The following is a 19717-nucleotide window of genomic DNA, read 5'->3' on the forward strand; positions in this document are numbered from 1 at the left end:
GAAAATTATATTTTGTTGCTTTTCTCCGTGTGCTCTGTGATCTTATTGATGTCTGTGTCTACAGAGCTTTTTAAGCTTTTCTTCAATTCAAAGGGAGTTTTAAATGTCTTCAATTCAACGTTATCACGTCGGTCCGCGTTTGTCTGAAATTGTGGTACACAACAATACTGTTTATTTAGCTGGGCAAATTGCGGAAAATTTAGAGGCCGATGCAAAGAACCAAACCGTTGAAGTATTGGGTTTTGTTGATAAATTATTAGGTGAAATTGGCTCGGATAAACATAAGATTCTTTCGGTAACGATTTATCTGGCTGATATGGCCGATTACGATGCAATGAATATCGCTTGGTCAGAATGGGTGCCTGCCGGTCATACCCCTTGCCGTGCAACGGTTGAAGCCCGTTTGGCTGATCCGCGTTATAAAGTAGAAATGTCTGTGATTGCTGCCTTGTAAGTAATTAGTCAGCAAATCTGAAACGGCAGGCATAAATCGCGTCTTTTTCCGCCTAGCTGCGTTGCTCGTCATTGCATAGCCAGCTATGCGGCTTCCTCGCGCCTTGCCAGACGAAAAAATCCATCGATTTCTAACCCGCCTTTTTCAACTAGACTGACTACTAGGCGGCTACTTGACCGTAGATGAGGGCGCTATGAAGCATATTTTATTGGGCTATATCGCAGGCTGGACTGATTGGTCTGGCTTGCCGCTAGAGCGGGATGCCGCAAGGCTCACGCATATTTGCTATGCCTTTGCCAATATTAAAGAAGGCGAAGTGGTGTTGTTTACCGAGCAGAGCAAAGATCAAAGCCAGCCCCGTGCCGTGGAGGGGATTGCCCATTTGCGCGGCCTGCGCTCCCGGCACCCTCATCTTAAGCTCTTGATTTCGATTGGTGGCTGGGAGGCAGAAGGCTTCTCTGACGCGGCTTTAACGACCAACTCGCGCGCGCAATTTGCAGCGTCTGCAATTCGCTTTATGCATCTGCATGGTTTTGATGGCATCGACTTAGATTGGGAATACCCGGCGAATGATATGGCGGGGATTAAGGCAAGGCCGGAAGATAAGCACAATTTTACGCTGCTGTTGGCCGAATTACGCCGCCAGCTTCATGCAGAATCTAAAACGCATGGCGATAGCTATTTGCTCACCATCGCTGCCGGTGCTGGCCAATATTATCTCGATGGCGTAGAGATGCCAGCGGTAGCCGAGCTATGCGATTTTGTTAATTTAATGACTTACGATTTTTATAATGGCTGGGCGACACGCGCTGGCCACCACAGCAATTTATTTAATAGCTCGCTTGATCCAGAAGGCGATAGCTGCGCTAAATCGGTGGCACTCTTTACGGCCAATGGCTTACCGGTAAATAAACTGGTCTTAGGCTGCGCTTTTTATGGCCGTAGCCTGATTTCACCAGCCTTGGGTGAGGCGGGGGTCGCAAAAAGTAATGGTAGCGCCAGTTATAGCCAAATTACTCACGAGCTGATTCCGGCTGGCGCGGTAAAGCATTGGGATGAGGCCGCCAAAGCGCCGTGGCTGATGGCGGGTGAGCGTTTTGTGAGCTATGAAGACGAAGCCTCCATTGCCCACAAGATGGCTTTTGTGAAGCAACATGGCTTAGCAGGCGCTTTCTTCTGGGAATACACAGAAGACCGGGACGGTGTTTTGATGGATGCGCTGTGGGAAGGCTTGCAATACGAGTAGGGTGGGCACGACGTTGTGTCCACGCGTGTATAAACGAGTGGGCAGAAAAACCTGCCCACCCTACCTTTTAATTACTTAAACAAACTACCTATCCGCTGTTCAGCGGACAAGATGTATTTTTGGCCATTGTCTTGCAAGGCTTTGCCATCAAAACGATCAATACGGTAGATCGTGCCAAAAGAGAAGGTTGGCGCGGCAACACCGGCTCCACCGACTACTTCTGCTCCGCGACGTACATTATCGGCCATCCATGAAGTTAAACGTAGATGGTAAGGATTGCGTTGTACTTCGCCTACGTGGCAAGCTAGCGCGGCGATCAGATCCGCGGTATCGGTGATATTGGTTTCGATCAGTGCATTGGGTGTGGCCATCGCGCGCCAGAATTCGGATTGCACCACAAAGCAGGCGTGGCCTAGCTTAGCTAGGGCATCTAGCAAGAGGTAATGCGTGCCAATATGCGCGGCATGGCCGTCGTTGTCGTTAGGCACGACGCATATGGTAGGCTGGTATTGCTCGATCAGCCCGGCAATCACATCCACTTTCTCTGCCCATGCCGCAGGATCGCTATTGCGTGTTGTCGGGTTAACCGCCATCAGGCCACCGGGGATTGTTTCTTGTAATTCAAAACCAAGTACCTGACAGGCACGATCCAGCTCGGCCAAGCGCTCTGGCTGGCGTGGCATATTAGAGCCGAGTGTGACCGCTACATTAATGACACGATAGCCATCTTCACGCGCTAAACGCAGTGGTAAAGCACCGATAATGCATTCATCGTCTGGGTGGGGGGCAAAAACCATCGCAACAGGAGCGGCTGCTTGGGCTTGCTTTGTTGCAATGGCCAAACCATCCAGTGTCGTGAAAAGAGGGGCATCGTGCTTTTGCAATAGGGCATCGTGGGCCTTAACCAGCTCGATATACGGGTTACTCATGCAGTTTTCTCCGGGGCTTAACTTAGTGAAAGTACTTACGTAGTATATGCTTTTGCGTTAATCGAGGGGAGGGGGTGATCTTGATGTAGATCGTGATTGGGCAGGCTTCCCGCGCAGGATTTGCTACTCCCCACTCCCTTTCTCCCCGCCTCTTTTTACAAAGCGGCTAATAATTTGCCATGTATGCCACCAAAGCCGCCATTGCTCATAATCAAAATATGGTCGCCCGCCTGCGCCGCTTGGCGAACGGCTTCGATCAGGAGCGTTAGATCATCAAAGCTTTGGGCTTTTTCTCCTAGGCAAGCGAGCGCCTCACTGCTGCTCCAGCCTAAGTTTGCACCGTAGCAAAAAATCAGATCCGCCCCTTGTAAGCTGCCGGGCAGGGCTTGTTTCATGCTGCCTAATTTCATGGTGTTTGAACGCGGCTCCAGCACGGCCAAGATGCGCGCGTTGCCGACTTTCTTGCGTAAGCCCGCTACGGTGGTGGCAATGGCTGTGGGGTGGTGAGCAAAGTCATCGTAAACGGTAATGCCCTTGTTATGGCCTTTGATTTCCATGCGGCGTTTTACATTTTTGAATTCTGCTAGCGCGGCAATCGATTGCTGAGGGGTAACACCCACATGGCGGGCTGCAGCAATGGCGGCCAGGGCGTTCATTTGATTATGCTCACCGATAAGCGCCCAGTGCAGCTCGCCTTGCAACTGATCGCCGAGCAGTACTTCAAAGCCATCGCTAAAAGATTTGCCGACTCGCCAGCCTGATGCGCCACCAAAGTATTCAATTTCACTCCAGCAGCCTTTATCCAGCACCCGTTTCAGGCTGTCTTCCCTACCATTGACGATCAACCGGCCCAGCCCAGGCACGGTGCGCACTAAATGGTGAAATTGGGTTTCGATGGCGGCCAGATCAGCAAAAATATCGGCGTGATCAAATTCCAGATTATTCAGTACGGCAGTGCGTGGCCGGTAGTGGACAAACTTACTGCGCTTATCAAAAAAAGCGGTGTCGTATTCGTCGGCTTCCAGTACAAAGAAGGGCGAGGTAGAGGCCATATCCTGGCGTGGTGCGCCGGGGGCTCGGGCAGAAATACCAAAGTTTTCTGGAATGCCGCCAATTAAGAAGCCCGGTGCCAAACCTGCGTATTCTAAAATCCATGCCAGCATCGAGCTGGTACTGGTTTTGCCATGCGTGCCCGCTACCGCAATCACCCATTTATCCCGTAGCAGATTATCCCCCAGCCACTCTGGGCCGGATGTGTAGGGCAGGCCTCGGTTAAGGATTTCTTCCATCAGTGGATTGCCACGCGTAACCACATTGCCGATCACATAAAGATCTGCGCCTAAAGCCAGTTGATCTAAATTCCAGCCTTCGATCAGCTCAATGCCCAGTGCTTCGAGCTGGGTAGACATTGGCGGATAAACATTGGCATCGCAGCCGGTGACTTTATGGCCTGCTGTGCGAGCAAGTGCAGCAATCCCACCCATAAATGTGCCGCAAATGCCAAGGATATGTATATGCATATTGATTTAAATTCCTAGGGTGATAAGGGTATTGTCATAGATTCATCGCTTGTGATTGCGTACAATCGTTCTTCTAAATGACTTGTGCAATGGCTCTGAGTATCTATGTCTAATGTATCAGCTATCAATCCGGTGGAAATTGCACGGATTGCACTTAAAAAGCTCTCGGAACGTGGATTAACGCCTACACCAGAAAATTACACCAAATTTTACAACGCCATTGCCACAATTAAGTCACCCGACGCCAAAACATCGAATGAAACTTTACAAGCCTGGCAATTGCTTTACAAAGTGGAAGATATTCTGGGTGATATGGGGGAAACGGCCGATCAGTTACTTTCTGCTTTAGCCGGGGGCAATGAAGCGATGTCTGCCAGCCTCGATCAATTACAAGATACAAGGCGGGCGCATTTAGAGCAGCGAGTTAGTGCAGATGATACGCACAGCAAGCTTGAATCTTTGCTTAATACCATTATCCATTCTACTTCTGAAATGCATTCAACGGTAAGCGCTTCAAATACCGATTTACTGGCGATTCGTGATTCGGTGCGCAGCATTGAAGAAAATCTAGCGATTAGCCGGCAAATTTTAGAGCAAGATGCATTAACGGGGGCGATGAATCGCCAAGGATTTGATAATCGTCTGGTGGGCGAGGCAAAGCTGGCTCAACGCCTTGGGCATAAATTATCCGTGGTGCTGTTTGATCTGGATGATTTCAAATTAGTGAATGATCGCTTTGGTCATGCAGTAGGCGATAATGTGCTGATTCATATCGCAGGCCTTGCAAAATCGGTATTAAGAGACTCGGATATTCTGGTGCGCTATGGTGGCGAAGAGTTTTTGATTTTGTTGGCAGAAACCGATATGCACGGGGCTCGGTATGTTTTGGAGCGTTTACAGCAAATGGTTCGCCGTAATCCATTTATGTATAAGCAGCAGCGTTTGGATATCACTTTTTCAACCGGTATTGCCATGCTGCGTCATGATGAAAACGGCCGGGCTTTGGTGCTGCGTGCAGATGAAGCTTTATACGTGGCAAAGCGTAATGGCCGTGGCTTAATTGAAATGGCTGAGTGATCATTTATTAAAAATAGATACTCGGTTTCTGCCATTATGTTTTGATGCATACAGCGCTAAATCGGCGTATTCAAGCAGCTTTTTGGAGTTTTCGGTGTGCAGCGGGTAGACAGAAATACCCGCTGAAAACGTGATTTTCAGCTCACCGTTCTGATGCCGGATAATGGTGTTGGAGAAATCATCCCGATGCCGGTCAATTTTTAGCAGGGCGTTTTCAGCCGAAGCGCCCATCATTAAAATCAAAAACTCCTCTCCGCCTAGGCGGCAAACCACATCGCTACTCCGGGCTTGCTCACTTAAAAACAGCGCCAGACATTTGAGTGCTTCATCGCCTGCCGGATGACCATAGCTATCATTTACCGCTTTAAAGTGATCGATATCAATCATTACGGCACTCAGCGGCATATTATTGCGGGTGGCTTGCGCCAGCATAATATCGAGTGTTTCTGCCAGGTAGCGCCGGTTATAGAGGCCAGTTAAAGGGTCTCTCAGTGCGGCTTCTAATAGCTTATCTTGTAATGAGACGATTTCTTCCAGCTTGGTTTCCAGTTTGATTTTTGCATCTTGCAAGGCATCAAAAGTGTGTTTTCTTTGGGTGATATCTTCGTAAGCACCCACAATACCAATAACCGACCCATCGCTTTCTAATAGGGGCACATGGTTTAGGCTGATATGTGTGAGTTTGCCATCATGGGTGGTAATCGCACCCTCTTGATTTAGCAAGCTTTGCCCGGTGCTGATTACGGTATGGGCAAATGCTTGCAGCGCAAATGCACGCTCCGGCATCAGATCAAAATCTGTTCTGCCTATGATGTCTTCAGATGAAACCATGCCATTATCATTGGCGAAGTGCCGATTACAGCCGATATAGCGGGAATCAGGGTCTTTCCAGAAAACGCGGATCGGAATCGCATCTAATACGGCATTAAGTAAGCGCTTGGCTTTTTCCGCATCAAGCTCTTTTTGCTCAAGTACTTTGGCAAATGCTAAAAGCTCATGGTGCATTTTATTCTGTGAAATATGCGAGCGAACGCGGGCGCGCAAGATGGTGCGGCTAATTGGCTTAGTGACATAGTCCACCGCGCCCAAGGCAAAAGCACGTTCTTCATCGGCCACATTTAATAAGGCCGTGACAAACACAACAGGAATTTCTGCGGTGGCAGGTTTTGCTTTGAGCTGCTCACAGACGGCATAGCCATCCAGATCAGACATCATGATATCCAGCAAAATTAAATCGGGCAGATGTTGAGTGGCTAATTCCAAAGCAATACGGCCATCATCGGTCGTGAGCAGCTGATATTCGTCTTCCAGGCAAGACGAAAGAATGGCAATGCTATCCGCTCTGTCATCAACGATTAAAACGGTAGGCTTGGTCTCAGCTTTCATGATCGCACTCAGTTGATGGTGATAGTGCAAAGCGGCAGAGGTTTTATAAGGGCGGCTTACTTGCACGATGCCGCCCTCTGATTACAAAAGGGCTTACTGATTAATCTAAACCACGTTTACGCAAGAGGGGAAGAACCTCCGCCGAGCGGCCGCGAAATGCAAGATAAGCGTTGGCCGGTGCAATGGAATTTCCCACACTATAGATAGTGCGATACAAACGTTCTGCCGTGGCCGGATCAAAGGGGTTGCCGCATTCTATAAAGGTATCGAAAGCATCGGCCTCTAAGACTTCAGCCCACATATAAACGTAATAGCCTGCTGCGTAGTCATCGCCTGCAAAAATATGCCCAAAATGGGGCAGGCGGTGGTTAATGCCTACGGCTTTAGGCAGGCCCATTTTTGCCAGTGTTTCTTGCTCAAAATGGCTGATATCGTGTAAATCGCTCGATAAATCTAAATGAATCTGCAAATCGAGCAGGGCAGAACCCAGATAGCGTACGGTTTCAAAGCCTTGATTAAAAAAGCGCGCATTTTTGATTTTTGCTAGCAGCGCATCGGGAATGGCCTCACCGGTTTCAATATGCAAGGCGTGTTTTTTGAGCACCTCATCCTGTTCGGCCCAGTTTTCATAAAGCTGCGATGGCAGCTCTACATAGTCTTGCGCCACAGAAGGCCCGGCTAGCCGCTTGTATTCAACATCGGATAACAGCCCATGCAGGCCATGGCCAAATTCGTGAAATAAAGTGCGCACATCATCAAATGAAAGCAGGGTAGGCTGGCCAGCGGCGGCTTTAGAAAAGTTATTATTGTTGATGACAATTGGCAAAATACGCTGCCCGTTAGAGCGGCTTTGAGTGCGGAATTCATGCATCCATGCGCCGCCTTGCTTGCTGGTGCGCGAGAAATTATCACCAATAAAGAGGCCGATCACGTTGCCGTGGCGGCAGACTTCCCAAAGCCTTGCATCTGGATGATAAAGCGGCACATCAAAACGCTCTTTAAAGCTCAGGCCAAATAGGCGGCCTGCGCAATCAAAAGCAGCGGCGATCATATTCTCCAGCGCAAAGTAAGGCTTGATTTCGGCATCGTCCAAATCAAATCGCGCCAGGCGTTGTTGCTCGGCGAGATAAAACCAATCCCAAGGCTCGATATCCAGTGGCTCACCCAGCTCGGCAGCCAAAGTTTGCAGATCGGCTTGTTCTTCAAGCACGCGCTGCAGCGCAGGTTGCCAGACTTTATTCAGTAAGTCTAAAGCGGCCTGCGGCGTACCCGCCATGCGATCGCTCAGGGCGTAATCAGCAAAATTGGCGTAGCCCAGCAATTTAGCTTGTTCAAGACGCAGCGCCAGAATTCGCGGGGCTATCGGGCGGTTATCTGCTTTGCCTGCATTTTCGCCGCGTGCTTTCCATGCCTGATGCGCTGCTTGACGTAAATCACGGCGGCTGGAGTAAGTCAGAAAAGGCACTACTGACGAGCGTGAAAGTGTAATGGCATAGCCATCCACGCCTCGATCAGCTGCGGCTTGCCTCGCTGAGTTTTTAATTGAATCGGGCAGGCCTGCTAAATCGTTTTCGCCATTGAGCATTAAGCGATACTCCGCTTCATCGCTGCGTACATTTTGTGCAAATTGTGTGCTTAGCGTAGCAAGCTCGGCCACGATGGCAGCAAAACGCTGGCGGGCTTCACCTTTGAGCTCTGCACCATTACGCACAAAATCTAAATGAATTCGCTCTAAGAGCCGCATTTGTTCGGTGCTTAGCTTTAAATCACTGCGCTGTTGGTAAAGGGCATTCAGGCGGATAAACACTGCTGCCTGTTGATAAACTGCATTATGGTGAGCCGCTAATTCAGGAGCGAGGGCGAGTTCAATGGCTTCGAGCTCTGCGCTGGTTTCAGAGGCGGTCAGGTTTTCAAATACGGCTTGAATACGCGCAAGTAATGATCCGGCGCTGGCAAAGCTTTCTACACTATTGGCAAAATCGGGCAAGCTGGTTTGTGCTGCAATGGTATTTAATTCTTCACGATGCTGAGCCATCGCAAAGGCAAAAGCGCTAGGGAAATGTTCGGGATGAATTTGATAAAATGGTGGCAGACCATAAGGCGTTTGCCAGTCTTGCAATAAAGGATTGCTCTCTGTATTCATGGTAAGCCCACATGCGATTGGAGTTTGAATTTTATTACAACGGCATGTGGCTGACTATTGGTGAATTAAGAATAAAGCGTTTAATGCTAATTTCTGCTGAAATCATTGCTTTATAAAAAGTTTTTTGAGCTGTATCGTCATCCTTTGCTGAAAAAGCGTGGTATTAATCTGATGATTCATCTGCATAAATATAGCTGGCTAAGCAGCAGCTATGATTTTTGACTACGCTGTTTAGCTGATTTTGTGAATAATAATCACGGATTTTAGAATTGAAAATTGCAGCGGAGTGCTATAAACACCGCTGCATTCAAGGTAATCAGAAAACGATGATGTAATTGTTGTTCTGTAAAGTATAAATAAGACATGCAAATATATTGCGGCGCACAAGGATGGCTTATTGTGCGGCTAACAAAATAGCTTATGGAGAAAGCGATGGAGAATAACCAGCTATTACACACTTCTGTTGTGCTGTTGGCAGCAGCGGTGATTGCAGTCCCCATATTTAAGCGTTTTAATTTAGGATCGATCTTAGGCTACTTGGTGGCTGGCGTAATCGTTGGTCCCTATTTCCTTGGCTTTATTGATAACCCTACTGCGGTACTGGATTTTGCTGAAATAGGTGTGGTGCTGTTGTTATTTGTTTTAGGTTTAGAATTAAACCCTAAATCACTTTGGCAAATGCGTAAAAAAATTCTTGGATTAGGCGGGGCACAGTTATTGTTTTGTGGCTTGGCTTTAGCTGGATTATCAATGCTCTCCTTGAGTATTGATTTTAAAGCCTCATTATTGATCGGTGTTACGCTAGCCCTATCTTCTACGGCATTTGCGATTCAGCTCTTAAAAGAGCGCAGTATGTTGAATCAGCCTATGGGCAGAATTGGCTTTGCTATTTTGCTGATGCAAGATCTGGCCGTGATTCCTGTCTTGCTGAGTTTGCAAGCGATGGCACCGGATCCAAGTGGGCATATTGCACCTTGGTGGCTGGGCCTATTGGCGGTGGTGATTACTTTATTTATTGGCACTTATCTACTAAACCCGCTGCTAAAAATTGTAGCCAAGTATGGTAATTCAGAAGTGATGACGGCCGCGGCGCTGCTAATTGTATTAGGTGCGGCACTTGGTTTTGAGTATGCTGGTTTATCGATGCCAATGGGGGCGTTTATTGCGGGAATTATGCTGGCTAATTCCAGCTTCAGGCATCAATTAGAAGCAGATATTGAGCCTTTTAAAGGTTTATTGCTCGGGTTATTTTTTATTACCATTGGCACCAGTATTAATTTAAAAATGTTGTTGGCCGATCCATGGGTTTTATTCTCTGCCGCTTTATTACTGCTGCTAGTTAAGAGCTCGGTGATTGCGGGCCTAATTGCCTACACAGGGCAATCTAAGCTCAATAGCTTTAGGCTGGGGCTGATGCTGGCACAAGGCGGTGAGTTTGCTTTTGTGGTGATGGCACAGGCCTTATCTTTACATATTTTAGATAGCCAAATTACCGAAGAAATTACTATTGTCGTTGGTTTGTCGATGGCTTTGAATGCACCCTTATTAATGATCTTTGAGCGTCTTATTCATCGTAAAGTCAAAGAAAAGAAAGTCGATTATAGTAATGTGAAATTTGAAACCAATAAAGTCATCATTGCTGGATTTGGCCGCTTTGGTCAAGCCACGGGGCGCTTATTGGCCGCAAAGGGCATGCAATTCACCGCCTTAGATAAAGATCCTGAGCATATTGAATTTTTAAAAAAAGTAGGCCATAAAATCTATTTTGGGGATGCCACACGTTATGATTTACTAAGAAAAGCAGGCGCAAAGCAGGCTACGGTATTATTAATCGCCATTGATAATATCAGTGATTCTCTGCATTTAGCGCAAATGGCCAAGCGCAAGTTTCCTCATTTGCAGATTATTGCTCGGGCGCATAATCGTACCCATGCATTGTCTTTAATGGATTTAAATGTGGATGTGGTGATTCGTGAAGTATGGGAAGGCAGCTTAACTGCGGCAGAGCATACTTTATTAGCCTTGGGGTATTCGCCCTCACATGCTGAGCGAATGATTGATATTTTTCAGCGCCATGATGAAGCGTCTTTATTAGAGCAATTAGAGCATAAAGACGATATGAATGCTTTAATGGCTTTGGCAAAAGCCAATCGCCAGCAAATGCATGATTTATTTGTGGCCGACAGAAATGTTTATGCCAGTGAAGAAAAAGTGGTTGAGTAATGAATGAATTAAAGCGTTGGGATATTTTTTGCCGTGTAGTTGATAACTACGGTGATATTGGCGTGTGTTGGCGCTTAGCGCGGCAATTGGTGGCAGAGCATGGTTTTGTTGTGCGGCTGATGGTGGACGATTTAGCCAGCTTTCAGCGGATTCAGGCAGAGATTCGTACTGATCTTGATCAGCAGATGTGCTCGGGTGTAGAGGTTCAGCATTGGGGTGAATCATTGCCTGATATAGAGCCTGCTGATGTTGTTATCGAGGCTTTTGCTTGCGATTTACCTGACGGCTATATCGCTGCTATGAAGGCTAAGACTAGCGATTTGGTTTGGTTGAACTTGGAGTATCTTTCGGCAGAAGACTGGGTGCTGGGTTGCCATGGCTTACCGTCGCCAGCTCAAGGCTTAGCCAAGTTTTTCTTTTTTCCTGGCTTTGTCGATGGCACGGGCGGCGTATTGGGCGAGCAGGCGCAGCTTAGCGCTCGGGCGGCTTGGTCGCAAGCGGATAGCGAAGCGTATTTGGGCCAATGGCAGGCTCTAGAAGCCAATAGTATTAAGGTGTCTCTCTTTGCTTATGCCAATCAGGGTTTGGCCGATTTGCTGAGTATCTGGCAGCAATCAGATCGGCCCGTGCAGGTGTTTATGCCCGAAGGCTTGTTACTGCCTTTGGCCGAAATCGCGCTAGGGCAGGCATTGCCGATAGGCGAAACAATTTGTCGTGGTACGCTTAGCTTATCGGTGCTGCCGATGCAATCTCAAGATGATTACGATCGCCTGCTATGGAGTTGCGATCTTAATTTTGTGCGGGGGGAAGATTCTTTTGTGCGTGCACAGTGGGCTGGATTGCCGATGGTCTGGCATATTTATCCGCAAGATGATGATGCGCATCGCGTGAAATTAGATGCGTTTTTAGCGCATTATCTGGCCGTTTGTCCTGAGAAGCCTGCACAGGCATTAAATGAATTTTGGCAGGCATGGAATCATGGCGGCGATCTGCAAGCCGCGTGGCATAAGCTTTTACCGCAAATTTCTGCTTTAACGCTGCATACAGTAGTCTGGTGTGAAAATTTGATCAAAAGGGGGGATCTCGCCACTAATCTGGTCAGATTCGTTAATAGCAAGGTAAAATGGCGCGTTAAATTTTAACCATCACTTAAGCTCTAGGTAAACACCGCAATGGCAATCAAAACCGCACAAGAAGTTCGCGTTGGTAACGTAATCATGGTTGACGCTCAACCTTGGGTCGTTCAAAAAACCGAATACAGCAAATCTGGCCGTAACTCTTCCGTTGTTAAAGTAAAAGCGAAGAGCTTGTTGGGTACATCTTCTTCAGAAAACGTTTACAAAGCAGACGAAAAGTTTGAAGTTGTAACATTAGATCGCAAAGAATGTACTTACACTTACTTCGCAGATCCAATGTATGTATTTATGGATACAGAGTTTGAACAGTATGAAATCGAAAAAGACAATTTGGGTGACACGCTCAACTTTATCGAAGACGGTATGCAAGATGTTTGCGATGTAACCTTCTACGAAGGCAAGGCTATTTCGGTTGAAATGCCAACGACTATCGTTCGTGAAGTGGTTTACACCGAGCCAGCAGTTCGTGGTGATACTTCAGGTAAAGTAATGAAACCAGCTCGTCTGGTTAATGGCTTTGAATTGCCAGTAGCTGCATTTATCGAAATCGGCGACAAAATCGAAATCGACACACGCTTCAACGAATTCAAAAAACGCGCCTAATCGCCGTTTAGAATCAAAAAAAGCCATCTTTACGAAGGTGGCTTTTTTGTAAACCAAAATCTTTAACTACGGAGTTAAGGAGGACACGGAGATACACGGAGAAAAACAACAACCTTTTGTACTCTCTTTTGCTTTTCTCCGTGAAACTCCGTGTTCTCTGGAGCCTCCGTGTTTCAATACCTGGGTTTTAGAGACTTACTTCAGCATCTTCCACAAAAAGCTATATTCCAGCGCGGTCATGTCGGCTTTTTGGCTGTTGTCTGCCGCTCCTGCATGGCCGCCTTCCATATTTTCAAAGTACCAAACCGATTTAACGCCCTCGCTTTGCATTTTGGCCATCATTTTACGGGCGTGTCCTGGGTGAACTCGGTCGTCACGAGTGGATGTGGTAAACAGAACATTCGGGTATTGCGTTTTGGCTTTAATATTGTGATACGGCGAGTATTTGCTGATGTAATCCCACTCCGCTGCTATATCCGGATTACCGTATTCGCCCATCCACGAAGCACCCGCCAATAGCTGATTAAAGCGGCGCATATCTAAGAGCGGTACCTGGCAAACTACCGCACCAAATAAATCTGGGCGCTGCGTCATCATTACTCCCATCAAAAGCCCACCATTGCTGCCGCCCATAATGCCGAGCTTTTTAGGTTGGGTGATTTTTTTAGCGACGAGGTCTTCCGCCACGGCGATAAAATCATCGTAGGCTTTTTGGCGATTTTCTTTTAGTGCGGCCTGATGCCAGCGCGGGCCAAATTCGCCGCCGCCACGAATATTGGCCAGCACATATACGCCGCCTTTTTCTAGCCAAGCCTTACCTACACCTGCTGAATAATAGGGGGTGAGGCTGACTTCAAAGCCGCCATAGCCATAGAGCAGCGTCGGGGTATTGGCATCAAGTTTTAAATTTTTAGGCTTAACAATAAAGTAAGGCACACGTGTGCCATCTTTAGATAGGGCCTCGTTTTGTGCGATTTCCATGCTGCTGGCGTTAAAAAAGGCGGGGCGCTGCTTAAGTAGCTCTCGCTCATCTGTGCCAGCATGGGCTAGATAGAGCGAATCAGGCGTGAGGAAATCGACGTGGGTGAAGAAGTAATCATCTGATGTGTCGGCATCAATCGCCGTTGCGCCGATACTGCCAAAAGCGGGTGTATTGATGGCGCGCTGTGACCACTGGCCTTCTTTTAATCGCCATTCAACAAGCCGGCTTTTTACATTGTCTAATGCGTCAATGATGAGATGGTTTTTGGTGCTGGTTATGCCATTGAGCGCCGTGCTTGGGGTGGGGCTAAAGAGCGGTGTGAATTGGCGCTCGCCCGCCTGAAATTTATCGAAATCGCTGGCGATTAGGCTGCCGCTAGGCCAGGTTTTGCCGCTGATGGTCCATGCAGATTTTAGGGTAATCAGGATTTGCGGGCCAAAAAAGCTGATATTGGCGTCGTCTGGTACAGCAATGCGGCTGAGCTTTTCACCGCTGCGTAAATAGGTTTCATTGGTATAAAAGGTGACGCCACGGCGGATAATTTCGCGGCGGTAGCCTGCTTCTTCGGCTACATAGGCAGAGACAGAAATATCTGTTTTTTGACCTTCATAAATTGTTTTAGCGGCGCTAAGCGGCGTGCCGCGTTGCCAAAGTTTGACGATGCGCGGATAGCCTGAATCGGTTTGGCTGTCTTTACCAAAATCGCTGGCCACAAAAATGGCGTCTTTGCCCTGCCAGCTAAGCTCTGATTTAGCCTCAGGCAAACTAAAGCCATTTTTTACAAAGGCTTTTTTATTTAAATCAAATTCACGTACTTCAACCGCATCGGCCCCGCCGCGAGAAAGGCTAATTAAGCAGCGATCGTATTGGGGATAGCGGCAGTCTGCGCCTTTATAAACCCAGTTGGCATTTTCGGCTTTGGCCAATGCATCTAAATCTAATACAGTTTCCCACACTGGATTGGCCGTTTTATAACTGGTCAGCGTAGTGCGCCGCCAAATACCGCGCTGATGATCGCCATCGCGCCAGAAATTATAAAAAAAGCCGCTCATTTTATTCACATAGGCAATACGCTCTTTAGAATTAAGAATATCAAGTACTTGATTTTTAAGCGGATTAAAACCTGCTTCTTTCTCTAGCATGCCATGGCTAATGGCATTCTGCGCCTTTACCCAATCTAATGATTTTTTACCGCCTACATCTTCCAGCCACTCAAATTGATCGCTGGCGGCATGAGATAAAAGGCTGGCGCTGGCTAGTGCTATTGAAAGTAATACCTTTTGCATATTCTTCCTTTGCTGAAATCAATAATTAAACAGAGTGGCAGGCGGGCGTTTGCACATATGCCATATGGGTCGGAAAATATAGCATATTTGCCCAAGGCAGGAGGGGATTAAGCAATAAGTGCATCTGTGTGTTTGCAGGGCTGGAAAAACCCGCGAGCAATGCTGAAAAACACGCACCCGCCCTACAAAGGACGTGACGCTTGCAAATGAGCTGTTATGGCCATGGTAAATGCCTAGCTGGATGCTTATAGGCTAGAAGAGCGGTGCGCAAGAAAAACGCCTTGCGCACCCTACAAATCTACGGCGTTTAAAAAAACTTAAAGGAAAACGGCTCAATTCCCAATCTTTTTCCTTTGTGTGCTGCTTTTACCTCTGTGTTCTCTGTGTCTACAGAACTTTGCTTGATAGAGAGAGCAACTCCAATCAATTCCCAAACACCTGATCCCTTAGCATTTTTAGCTGATCACGCAATTGGGCGGCTTTTTCAAATTCTAGGTTTTTCGCCGCATCGATCATTTCTTTTTCGAGGCGTTTCAATTCTTTGGCGAGGGATTTTTCGTCAAATTCATTAAGCATTTTTTGCCGCTTCATTTCTAATCTTGCGGCTACGGCTTCTTCCTCGTTATAGACGCCATCAATCATGTCTTTAATACGTTTAACGACGCTGCGCGGTGTAATGCCATTGGCCAGATTAAATGCCGTTTGTTTGGCACGGCGGCGTTCTGTTTCACTAATGGCTTTTTCCATCGACTTGGTAATTCGGTCGGCGTAAAGAATGGCTTTACCATTTAAATTACGCGCGGCGCGGCCTATGGTTTGAATTAAGCTGCGCTCTGATCTTAAAAAGCCTTCTTTATCCGCATCTAAAATAGCGACCAGTGATACCTCGGGGATATCCAAGCCTTCGCGCAATAAGTTAATCCCGATTAGCACATCAAATACGCCAAGGCGTAAATCGCGTAGGATTTCGACGCGCTCTACGGTATCAATATCTGAGTGCAAATAGCGCACTTTTACGCCGTGCTCGCTTAGATAATCAGTCAGCTGCTCGCTCATGCGTTTGGTGAGCGTGGTGACCAGCACCCGTTCGCCGATGTTGGTGCGTAGCTTGATTTCCGAGAGTAAATCATCCACCTGCGTGCCAACAGGCCGCACTTCAATCAGCGGATCAACCAAGCCGGTTGGCCGCACGACCTGCTCCACCACCTGGCCCTGATGCTTGGCTTCATAATCCGATGGCGTGGCGGAGACAAACACCGTTTGCGGCATCAGCTGCTCGAATTCTTCAAACTTCAGCGGCCGGTTGTCCAAGGCGGAGGGCATACGAAAGCCATAATCGACCAGATTTTCCTTACGTGATCGGTCCCCTTTATACATCGCGCCAATTTGCGGGATGGTGACGTGGCTTTCGTCGATAATCATGATCGAATTGGGCGGCATATAGTTAATCAGCGTCGGCGGGGCCGAGCCTGCTGGTTTGCCGGAGAAATGCCGCGAGTAGTTTTCAATGCCCTTACAAAATCCCATTTCAATCAGCATTTCCAGATCAAAACGGGTGCGCTGCTCTAGCCGCTGCGCTTCAACGAGTTTGTGTTCTTTATAATAAAACGCCAGCCGGTCAGTCAGCTCTGCCTTGATGGTTTCGATGGCTTCCAGCACTTTTTCACGCGGGGTAACGTAATGGCTGCTAGGGAACACCGTAAAGCGACCCACACGCTGCTTGATATGGCCTGTAAGCGGATCGAATAATTGCAGCGTTTCTAATTCATCATCAAATAAATTTACCCGCAGCGCTAATTCGGCCGATTCGGCGGGGAAGATGTCGATCACATCGCCACGCACCCGGAAACAGCCGCGGCTAAAATCAGTGTCATTTCTATCGTATTGCATGGCGGTTAGGCGTTTGATCATATCGCGCTGGGCAACGCGCTCGCCTTCTTTCAGATGCAAAATCATTTTATGGTAGGAGCTAGGATCGCCAATCCCGTAAATCGCGCTAACGGTGGCCACAATAATACAATCCGGCCGCTCTAAAATCGCCTTGGTGGCAGAGAGCCGCATCTGCTCAATGTGCTCATTAATCGCCGAATCTTTCTCAATAAATAAATCGCGGCTGGGCACATAGGCTTCGGGCTGGTAGTAATCGTAGTAAGACACGAAATATTCAACGGCATTTTGCGGAAAGAATTCACGCATCTCCGAGTAAAGCTGCGCCGCTAGCGTCTTATTCGGAGCCATCAAAATAGCCGGCCGCCCCGATTGGGCAATCACATTGGCCATCGTATAAGTCTTACCCGAGCCTGTTACCCCAAGCAGGGTCTGATACTGTAAACCATCTTCCAGCCCTTCAAGCAACTGAGCAATGGCCGTTGGCTGATCGCCAGCAGGCGGAAAAGGCTGAAACAGGCGATAGGGGCTGCCGGGGTAATCGACAAACATGGGTAAGATCCTGTGTTGACGAGGCGAAGTATGCTTATTCTACCCAATAGAACGCTCGTCCGCTTTAATGGTTTTTGGGGAGAGGGAAGGCTGTGATCATGAGGGATAGGAGAATCTGCAGGGGCGATGATGTTCGCTAGTTCTTTTGTCGTGAATATACTTTGATCTAACTTCAGTTTTCTCCCTATTTATCACTCTTTTAAGTTCGGCTTGGCTAAAGTATTTCTATGTACTATCTTTTATTTTCTTGCACTTATTAAAAGAATTTAATGTTGTTTTAGTAAGAATTTGCAAGATTTAAGAACTTGCTGTGAAAATCCATATTGATGCTCTTAATGAGAAATAGGAGATATATGAATAATTCTATTGTTCCCTTCCCTTCAGATGACTTTCTATGCGTAAGCATGTTTCAGAACAAGTCTAATCAACTGGAATTTTCCAGCTCATCTAATGGAATGGATTGGACTCCGGGAGTAGTGCCATTCCCAAGTATATTGGCCTGCAACCCTGTTTCTTATACTTTCGATGGTAAATTGTATATTGCCTATCAAGGGTATGGGCCATATCAGGGGATGAGCTCTGCAATTTATAAATTATATTTAGCCTCTACAGAAAATGGCGTTGACTGGAATACTAATTCAGTACCGATTGCGACTAATATTGGTGGTTATCATTGTGCTATGTTTTCATTTGACGGGGCATTTTGCATTATTTACCAAGAAGTAAATACAGCCAGACTTTGCCTTATTTCATCTTCTGATGGTTCAAATTGGTCGACGCCGAGTTATGTTGGAGATTATGCAACTAAAACAGGTCCCTCAGTAACAGTTGATCAAAACACTATTTATCTGGTATTCCAAAATAATGACACTCAGCAATTAGTATTAACAACGTCAAAGGACTTAATGACTTGGTCGCCAGTAAGTATACTTTGCAATCAGCAATTAGCGTGCAACCCATCTATTTGTGTTCATCAGGGAGAGTTGTTCTTAATTTATCAGCCTTGGGCTGATGGCAAAGTGGTTGGAAAACTGTATTTTGCTACTTATGGTCATGGGATAAACTGGCAGTATGACTCTTCACCTATTTCAACAGAAATTGGTGGTTTTCCTGCGGTAATTACGGCCTCTGAAACAGGTTTGTGCATTTTATACCAGATGATCAATAGTGCTTCACTGTGCTGTATGCAAAAAAGCTATTCAGGAAGCTGGGGGCCTACGCAAACAATTTTAGATTTTTTCACATTAACTGGCCCAGCATTTTGTAACATCCCTTATGTGTATGAAGCTGGCCGGAAGCTAGCTGCAGCCCACCCTATTTATGCTTCAGATGATTTACCTTTACCTGCAAATTGTGTGGCTATTTTGGGGCCTGATGCAGAATATAATTGGGCGAATAAGCCAAAAGAAGCGGAAACATTCTGGGGTTTTACCGGTATAGTTGCTATTAAAGATACTCAATATGGCACTGATGCAAATCCAATTTCTTTAAAGGCAGGCTCGGTGATCATCTTTCCTGGAACGCATAGTCCCAAGTTGGCACGCAATGCGAAATCAATTTATGAGGGGCTTGCTCAGGTTAATTCAGTTCCTACAGATGCTATTTATAAAGGTTATGATGTTGCATTGGAGCCGGAGACTTCCTTGCATCAACAGGTTTGTAAATTATATATGCCACCAAGCTATAAAGGCGGATTGCCGGCTTATATCAAAAATTTTATTGGATTTGCTTTTGATGTCACCGTGCAAAAAAAAGTGCCGCAATATTATATGTTATACAACAGCGGTCAACTCAATAATCCTTATTTTTACTATCTAAGCGATACCAATCAAAAGGTTCCTGCATCCTTAATGTCAAAAGAATGGAGGAGTTGGTTAGCCGCATTCTGCACTAAAAATTTTCAAGGTTTAATTGAGAGATAAATTTTTAATTAAATATGGAGTCTCACTCTCTGTAAGGAATTATGCTGAAATTAATTATTAAACAGCATGGTAGCTTGGGCTAAATATTTATTAGCCCAAGCTTTTCATTTACAGGGATGCGTTGGGCTGATAGAGCATGCCCAACTTACTTGCTGATCCAATTTCATTCGTTGGTTTCACCACATGCGCGCAAACCAACGTCAGAAAGATCTTTTAAGGGCCTTCGGCACGTTGATTTTAGAGCGGTAGTCACTGCGGGGCCTTCCTTTCTTGAACGGCCAAGAAACGAAGCCAAAGAAGGCCGCCCCACGAAACACGAAGGCCCCTGCTGCGGTCCAATCGGGTCGGCGGCGGGCGGGATTGGCTCGCTG

General features: G+C 46.9%; 13 protein-coding genes. 7 read left to right on the forward strand and 6 right to left on the reverse strand.

Annotated elements, in window-relative coordinates; translation table 11 throughout:
* Nucleotides 1-103 precede the first annotated feature (103 nt).
* Together VN23_RS20585 and VN23_RS20590 are read left to right on the forward strand one after the other, a co-directional pair.
* Nucleotides 104-454: a RidA family protein gene (locus VN23_RS20585; protein ID WP_046350406.1), complete on the forward strand. Its 351-nt coding sequence runs from the start codon at nucleotides 104-106 to the stop codon at nucleotides 452-454.
* 193 nt (nucleotides 455-647) lie between these two features.
* Nucleotides 648-1700, forward strand: a complete 1053-nt coding sequence (locus VN23_RS20590) for a glycoside hydrolase family 18 protein (RefSeq protein ID WP_046350405.1) — start codon at nucleotides 648-650, stop codon at nucleotides 1698-1700.
* Nucleotides 1701-1771: 71 nt separating this feature from the next.
* Here VN23_RS20590 and VN23_RS20595 read toward each other — a convergent pair whose 3' ends face one another.
* Nucleotides 1772-2629, reverse strand: coding sequence for a PIG-L deacetylase family protein (locus tag VN23_RS20595; RefSeq protein ID WP_046350404.1), 858 nt, complete (start codon nucleotides 2627-2629; stop codon nucleotides 1772-1774).
* A gap of 155 nt (nucleotides 2630-2784) precedes the next feature.
* On the reverse strand, nucleotides 2785-4149 hold the full coding sequence (gene mpl / locus VN23_RS20600; RefSeq protein ID WP_046350403.1) for a UDP-N-acetylmuramate:L-alanyl-gamma-D-glutamyl-meso-diaminopimelate ligase: 1365 nt from the start codon (nucleotides 4147-4149) through the stop codon (nucleotides 2785-2787).
* 105 nt (nucleotides 4150-4254) lie between these two features.
* Here mpl and VN23_RS20605 point away from each other — a divergent pair, with 105 nt between their 5' ends.
* A complete protein-coding gene (locus VN23_RS20605; RefSeq protein ID WP_046350402.1) occupies nucleotides 4255-5226 on the forward strand; it encodes a GGDEF domain-containing protein in 972 nt (323 codons plus the stop codon).
* On the opposite strand, the gene VN23_RS20610 is transcribed toward VN23_RS20605, so the two are convergent.
* Both VN23_RS20610 and VN23_RS20615 read right to left on the reverse strand, forming a co-directional pair.
* Entirely contained in the window at nucleotides 5227-6612 is a 1386-nt protein-coding gene (locus tag VN23_RS20610) for a diguanylate cyclase (protein ID WP_197432977.1), read from the reverse strand.
* A 100-nt stretch (nucleotides 6613-6712) separates the two neighbouring features.
* Nucleotides 6713-8755, reverse strand: a complete 2043-nt coding sequence (locus VN23_RS20615; protein ID WP_046350400.1) for a M3 family metallopeptidase — start codon at nucleotides 8753-8755, stop codon at nucleotides 6713-6715.
* Nucleotides 8756-9187: 432 nt separating this feature from the next.
* On the opposite strand from VN23_RS20615, the gene VN23_RS20620 reads away from it, so the two are divergent.
* From VN23_RS20620 to efp, 3 genes are read left to right on the forward strand one after another with little or no spacing between them, the layout of a single operon-like run.
* Nucleotides 9188-10978 carry a monovalent cation:proton antiporter-2 (CPA2) family protein gene (locus VN23_RS20620; protein WP_046350399.1) on the forward strand — a complete coding sequence of 597 codons (1791 nt, stop codon included), beginning with the start codon at nucleotides 9188-9190 and terminating at the stop codon, nucleotides 10976-10978.
* A complete protein-coding gene (gene earP / locus VN23_RS20625) occupies nucleotides 10978-12120 on the forward strand; it encodes an elongation factor P maturation arginine rhamnosyltransferase EarP (protein ID WP_046350398.1) in 1143 nt (380 codons plus the stop codon). Before VN23_RS20620 ends, earP begins: the two co-directional genes overlap by 1 nt.
* A 36-nt stretch (nucleotides 12121-12156) precedes the next feature.
* On the forward strand, nucleotides 12157-12717 hold the full coding sequence (gene efp / locus VN23_RS20630) for an elongation factor P (RefSeq protein ID WP_046350597.1): 561 nt from the start codon (nucleotides 12157-12159) through the stop codon (nucleotides 12715-12717).
* A 195-nt stretch (nucleotides 12718-12912) separates the two neighbouring features.
* Here the strand turns inward: efp and VN23_RS20635 are convergent, their stop codons facing one another.
* Nucleotides 12913-14985 (reverse strand): prolyl oligopeptidase family serine peptidase, encoded by a 2073-nt coding sequence (locus tag VN23_RS20635; protein ID WP_046350397.1) that lies wholly within the window; start codon nucleotides 14983-14985, stop codon nucleotides 12913-12915.
* Between the two features lie 423 nt (nucleotides 14986-15408).
* Nucleotides 15409-17424, reverse strand: a complete 2016-nt coding sequence (gene uvrB / locus VN23_RS20640; RefSeq protein ID WP_046350396.1) for an excinuclease ABC subunit UvrB — start codon at nucleotides 17422-17424, stop codon at nucleotides 15409-15411.
* Nucleotides 17425-17777: 353 nt separating this feature from the next.
* Between uvrB and VN23_RS20645 the strand changes: the two genes are divergently transcribed.
* Nucleotides 17778-19346, forward strand: coding sequence for a hypothetical protein (locus VN23_RS20645; RefSeq protein WP_156455234.1), 1569 nt, complete (start codon nucleotides 17778-17780; stop codon nucleotides 19344-19346).
* Nucleotides 19347-19717: the final 371 nt, after the last annotated feature.

The sequence above is a fragment of the Janthinobacterium sp. B9-8 genome (genome assembly GCF_000969645.2).
Classification (GTDB): Bacteria; Pseudomonadota; Gammaproteobacteria; order Burkholderiales; family Chitinibacteraceae; genus Iodobacter.

Bases quoted from the DNA above. Each gene is read 5' to 3' on its own strand.
- VN23_RS20595 (WP_046350404.1), bottom strand. From the start codon at position 2,629: ATGAGTAACCCGTATATCGAGCTGGTTAAGGCCCACGATGCCCTATTG.
- VN23_RS20620 (WP_046350399.1), top strand. From the start codon at position 9,188: ATGGAGAATAACCAGCTATTACACACTTCTGTTGTGCTGTTGGCAGCA.
- VN23_RS20635 (WP_046350397.1), bottom strand. From the start codon at position 14,985: ATGCAAAAGGTATTACTTTCAATAGCACTAGCCAGCGCCAGCCTTTTA.
- mpl (WP_046350403.1), bottom strand. From the start codon at position 4,149: ATGCATATACATATCCTTGGCATTTGCGGCACATTTATGGGTGGGATT.
- VN23_RS20590 (WP_046350405.1), top strand. From the start codon at position 648: ATGAAGCATATTTTATTGGGCTATATCGCAGGCTGGACTGATTGGTCT.
- VN23_RS20610 (WP_197432977.1), bottom strand. From the start codon at position 6,612: ATGAAAGCTGAGACCAAGCCTACCGTTTTAATCGTTGATGACAGAGCG.
- VN23_RS20615 (WP_046350400.1), bottom strand. From the start codon at position 8,755: ATGAATACAGAGAGCAATCCTTTATTGCAAGACTGGCAAACGCCTTAT.
- VN23_RS20585 (WP_046350406.1), top strand. From the start codon at position 104: ATGTCTTCAATTCAACGTTATCACGTCGGTCCGCGTTTGTCTGAAATT.
- VN23_RS20645 (WP_156455234.1), top strand. From the start codon at position 17,778: ATGAATAATTCTATTGTTCCCTTCCCTTCAGATGACTTTCTATGCGTA.
- earP (WP_046350398.1), top strand. From the start codon at position 10,978: ATGAATGAATTAAAGCGTTGGGATATTTTTTGCCGTGTAGTTGATAAC.
- VN23_RS20605 (WP_046350402.1), top strand. From the start codon at position 4,255: ATGTCTAATGTATCAGCTATCAATCCGGTGGAAATTGCACGGATTGCA.
- uvrB (WP_046350396.1), bottom strand. From the start codon at position 17,424: ATGTTTGTCGATTACCCCGGCAGCCCCTATCGCCTGTTTCAGCCTTTT.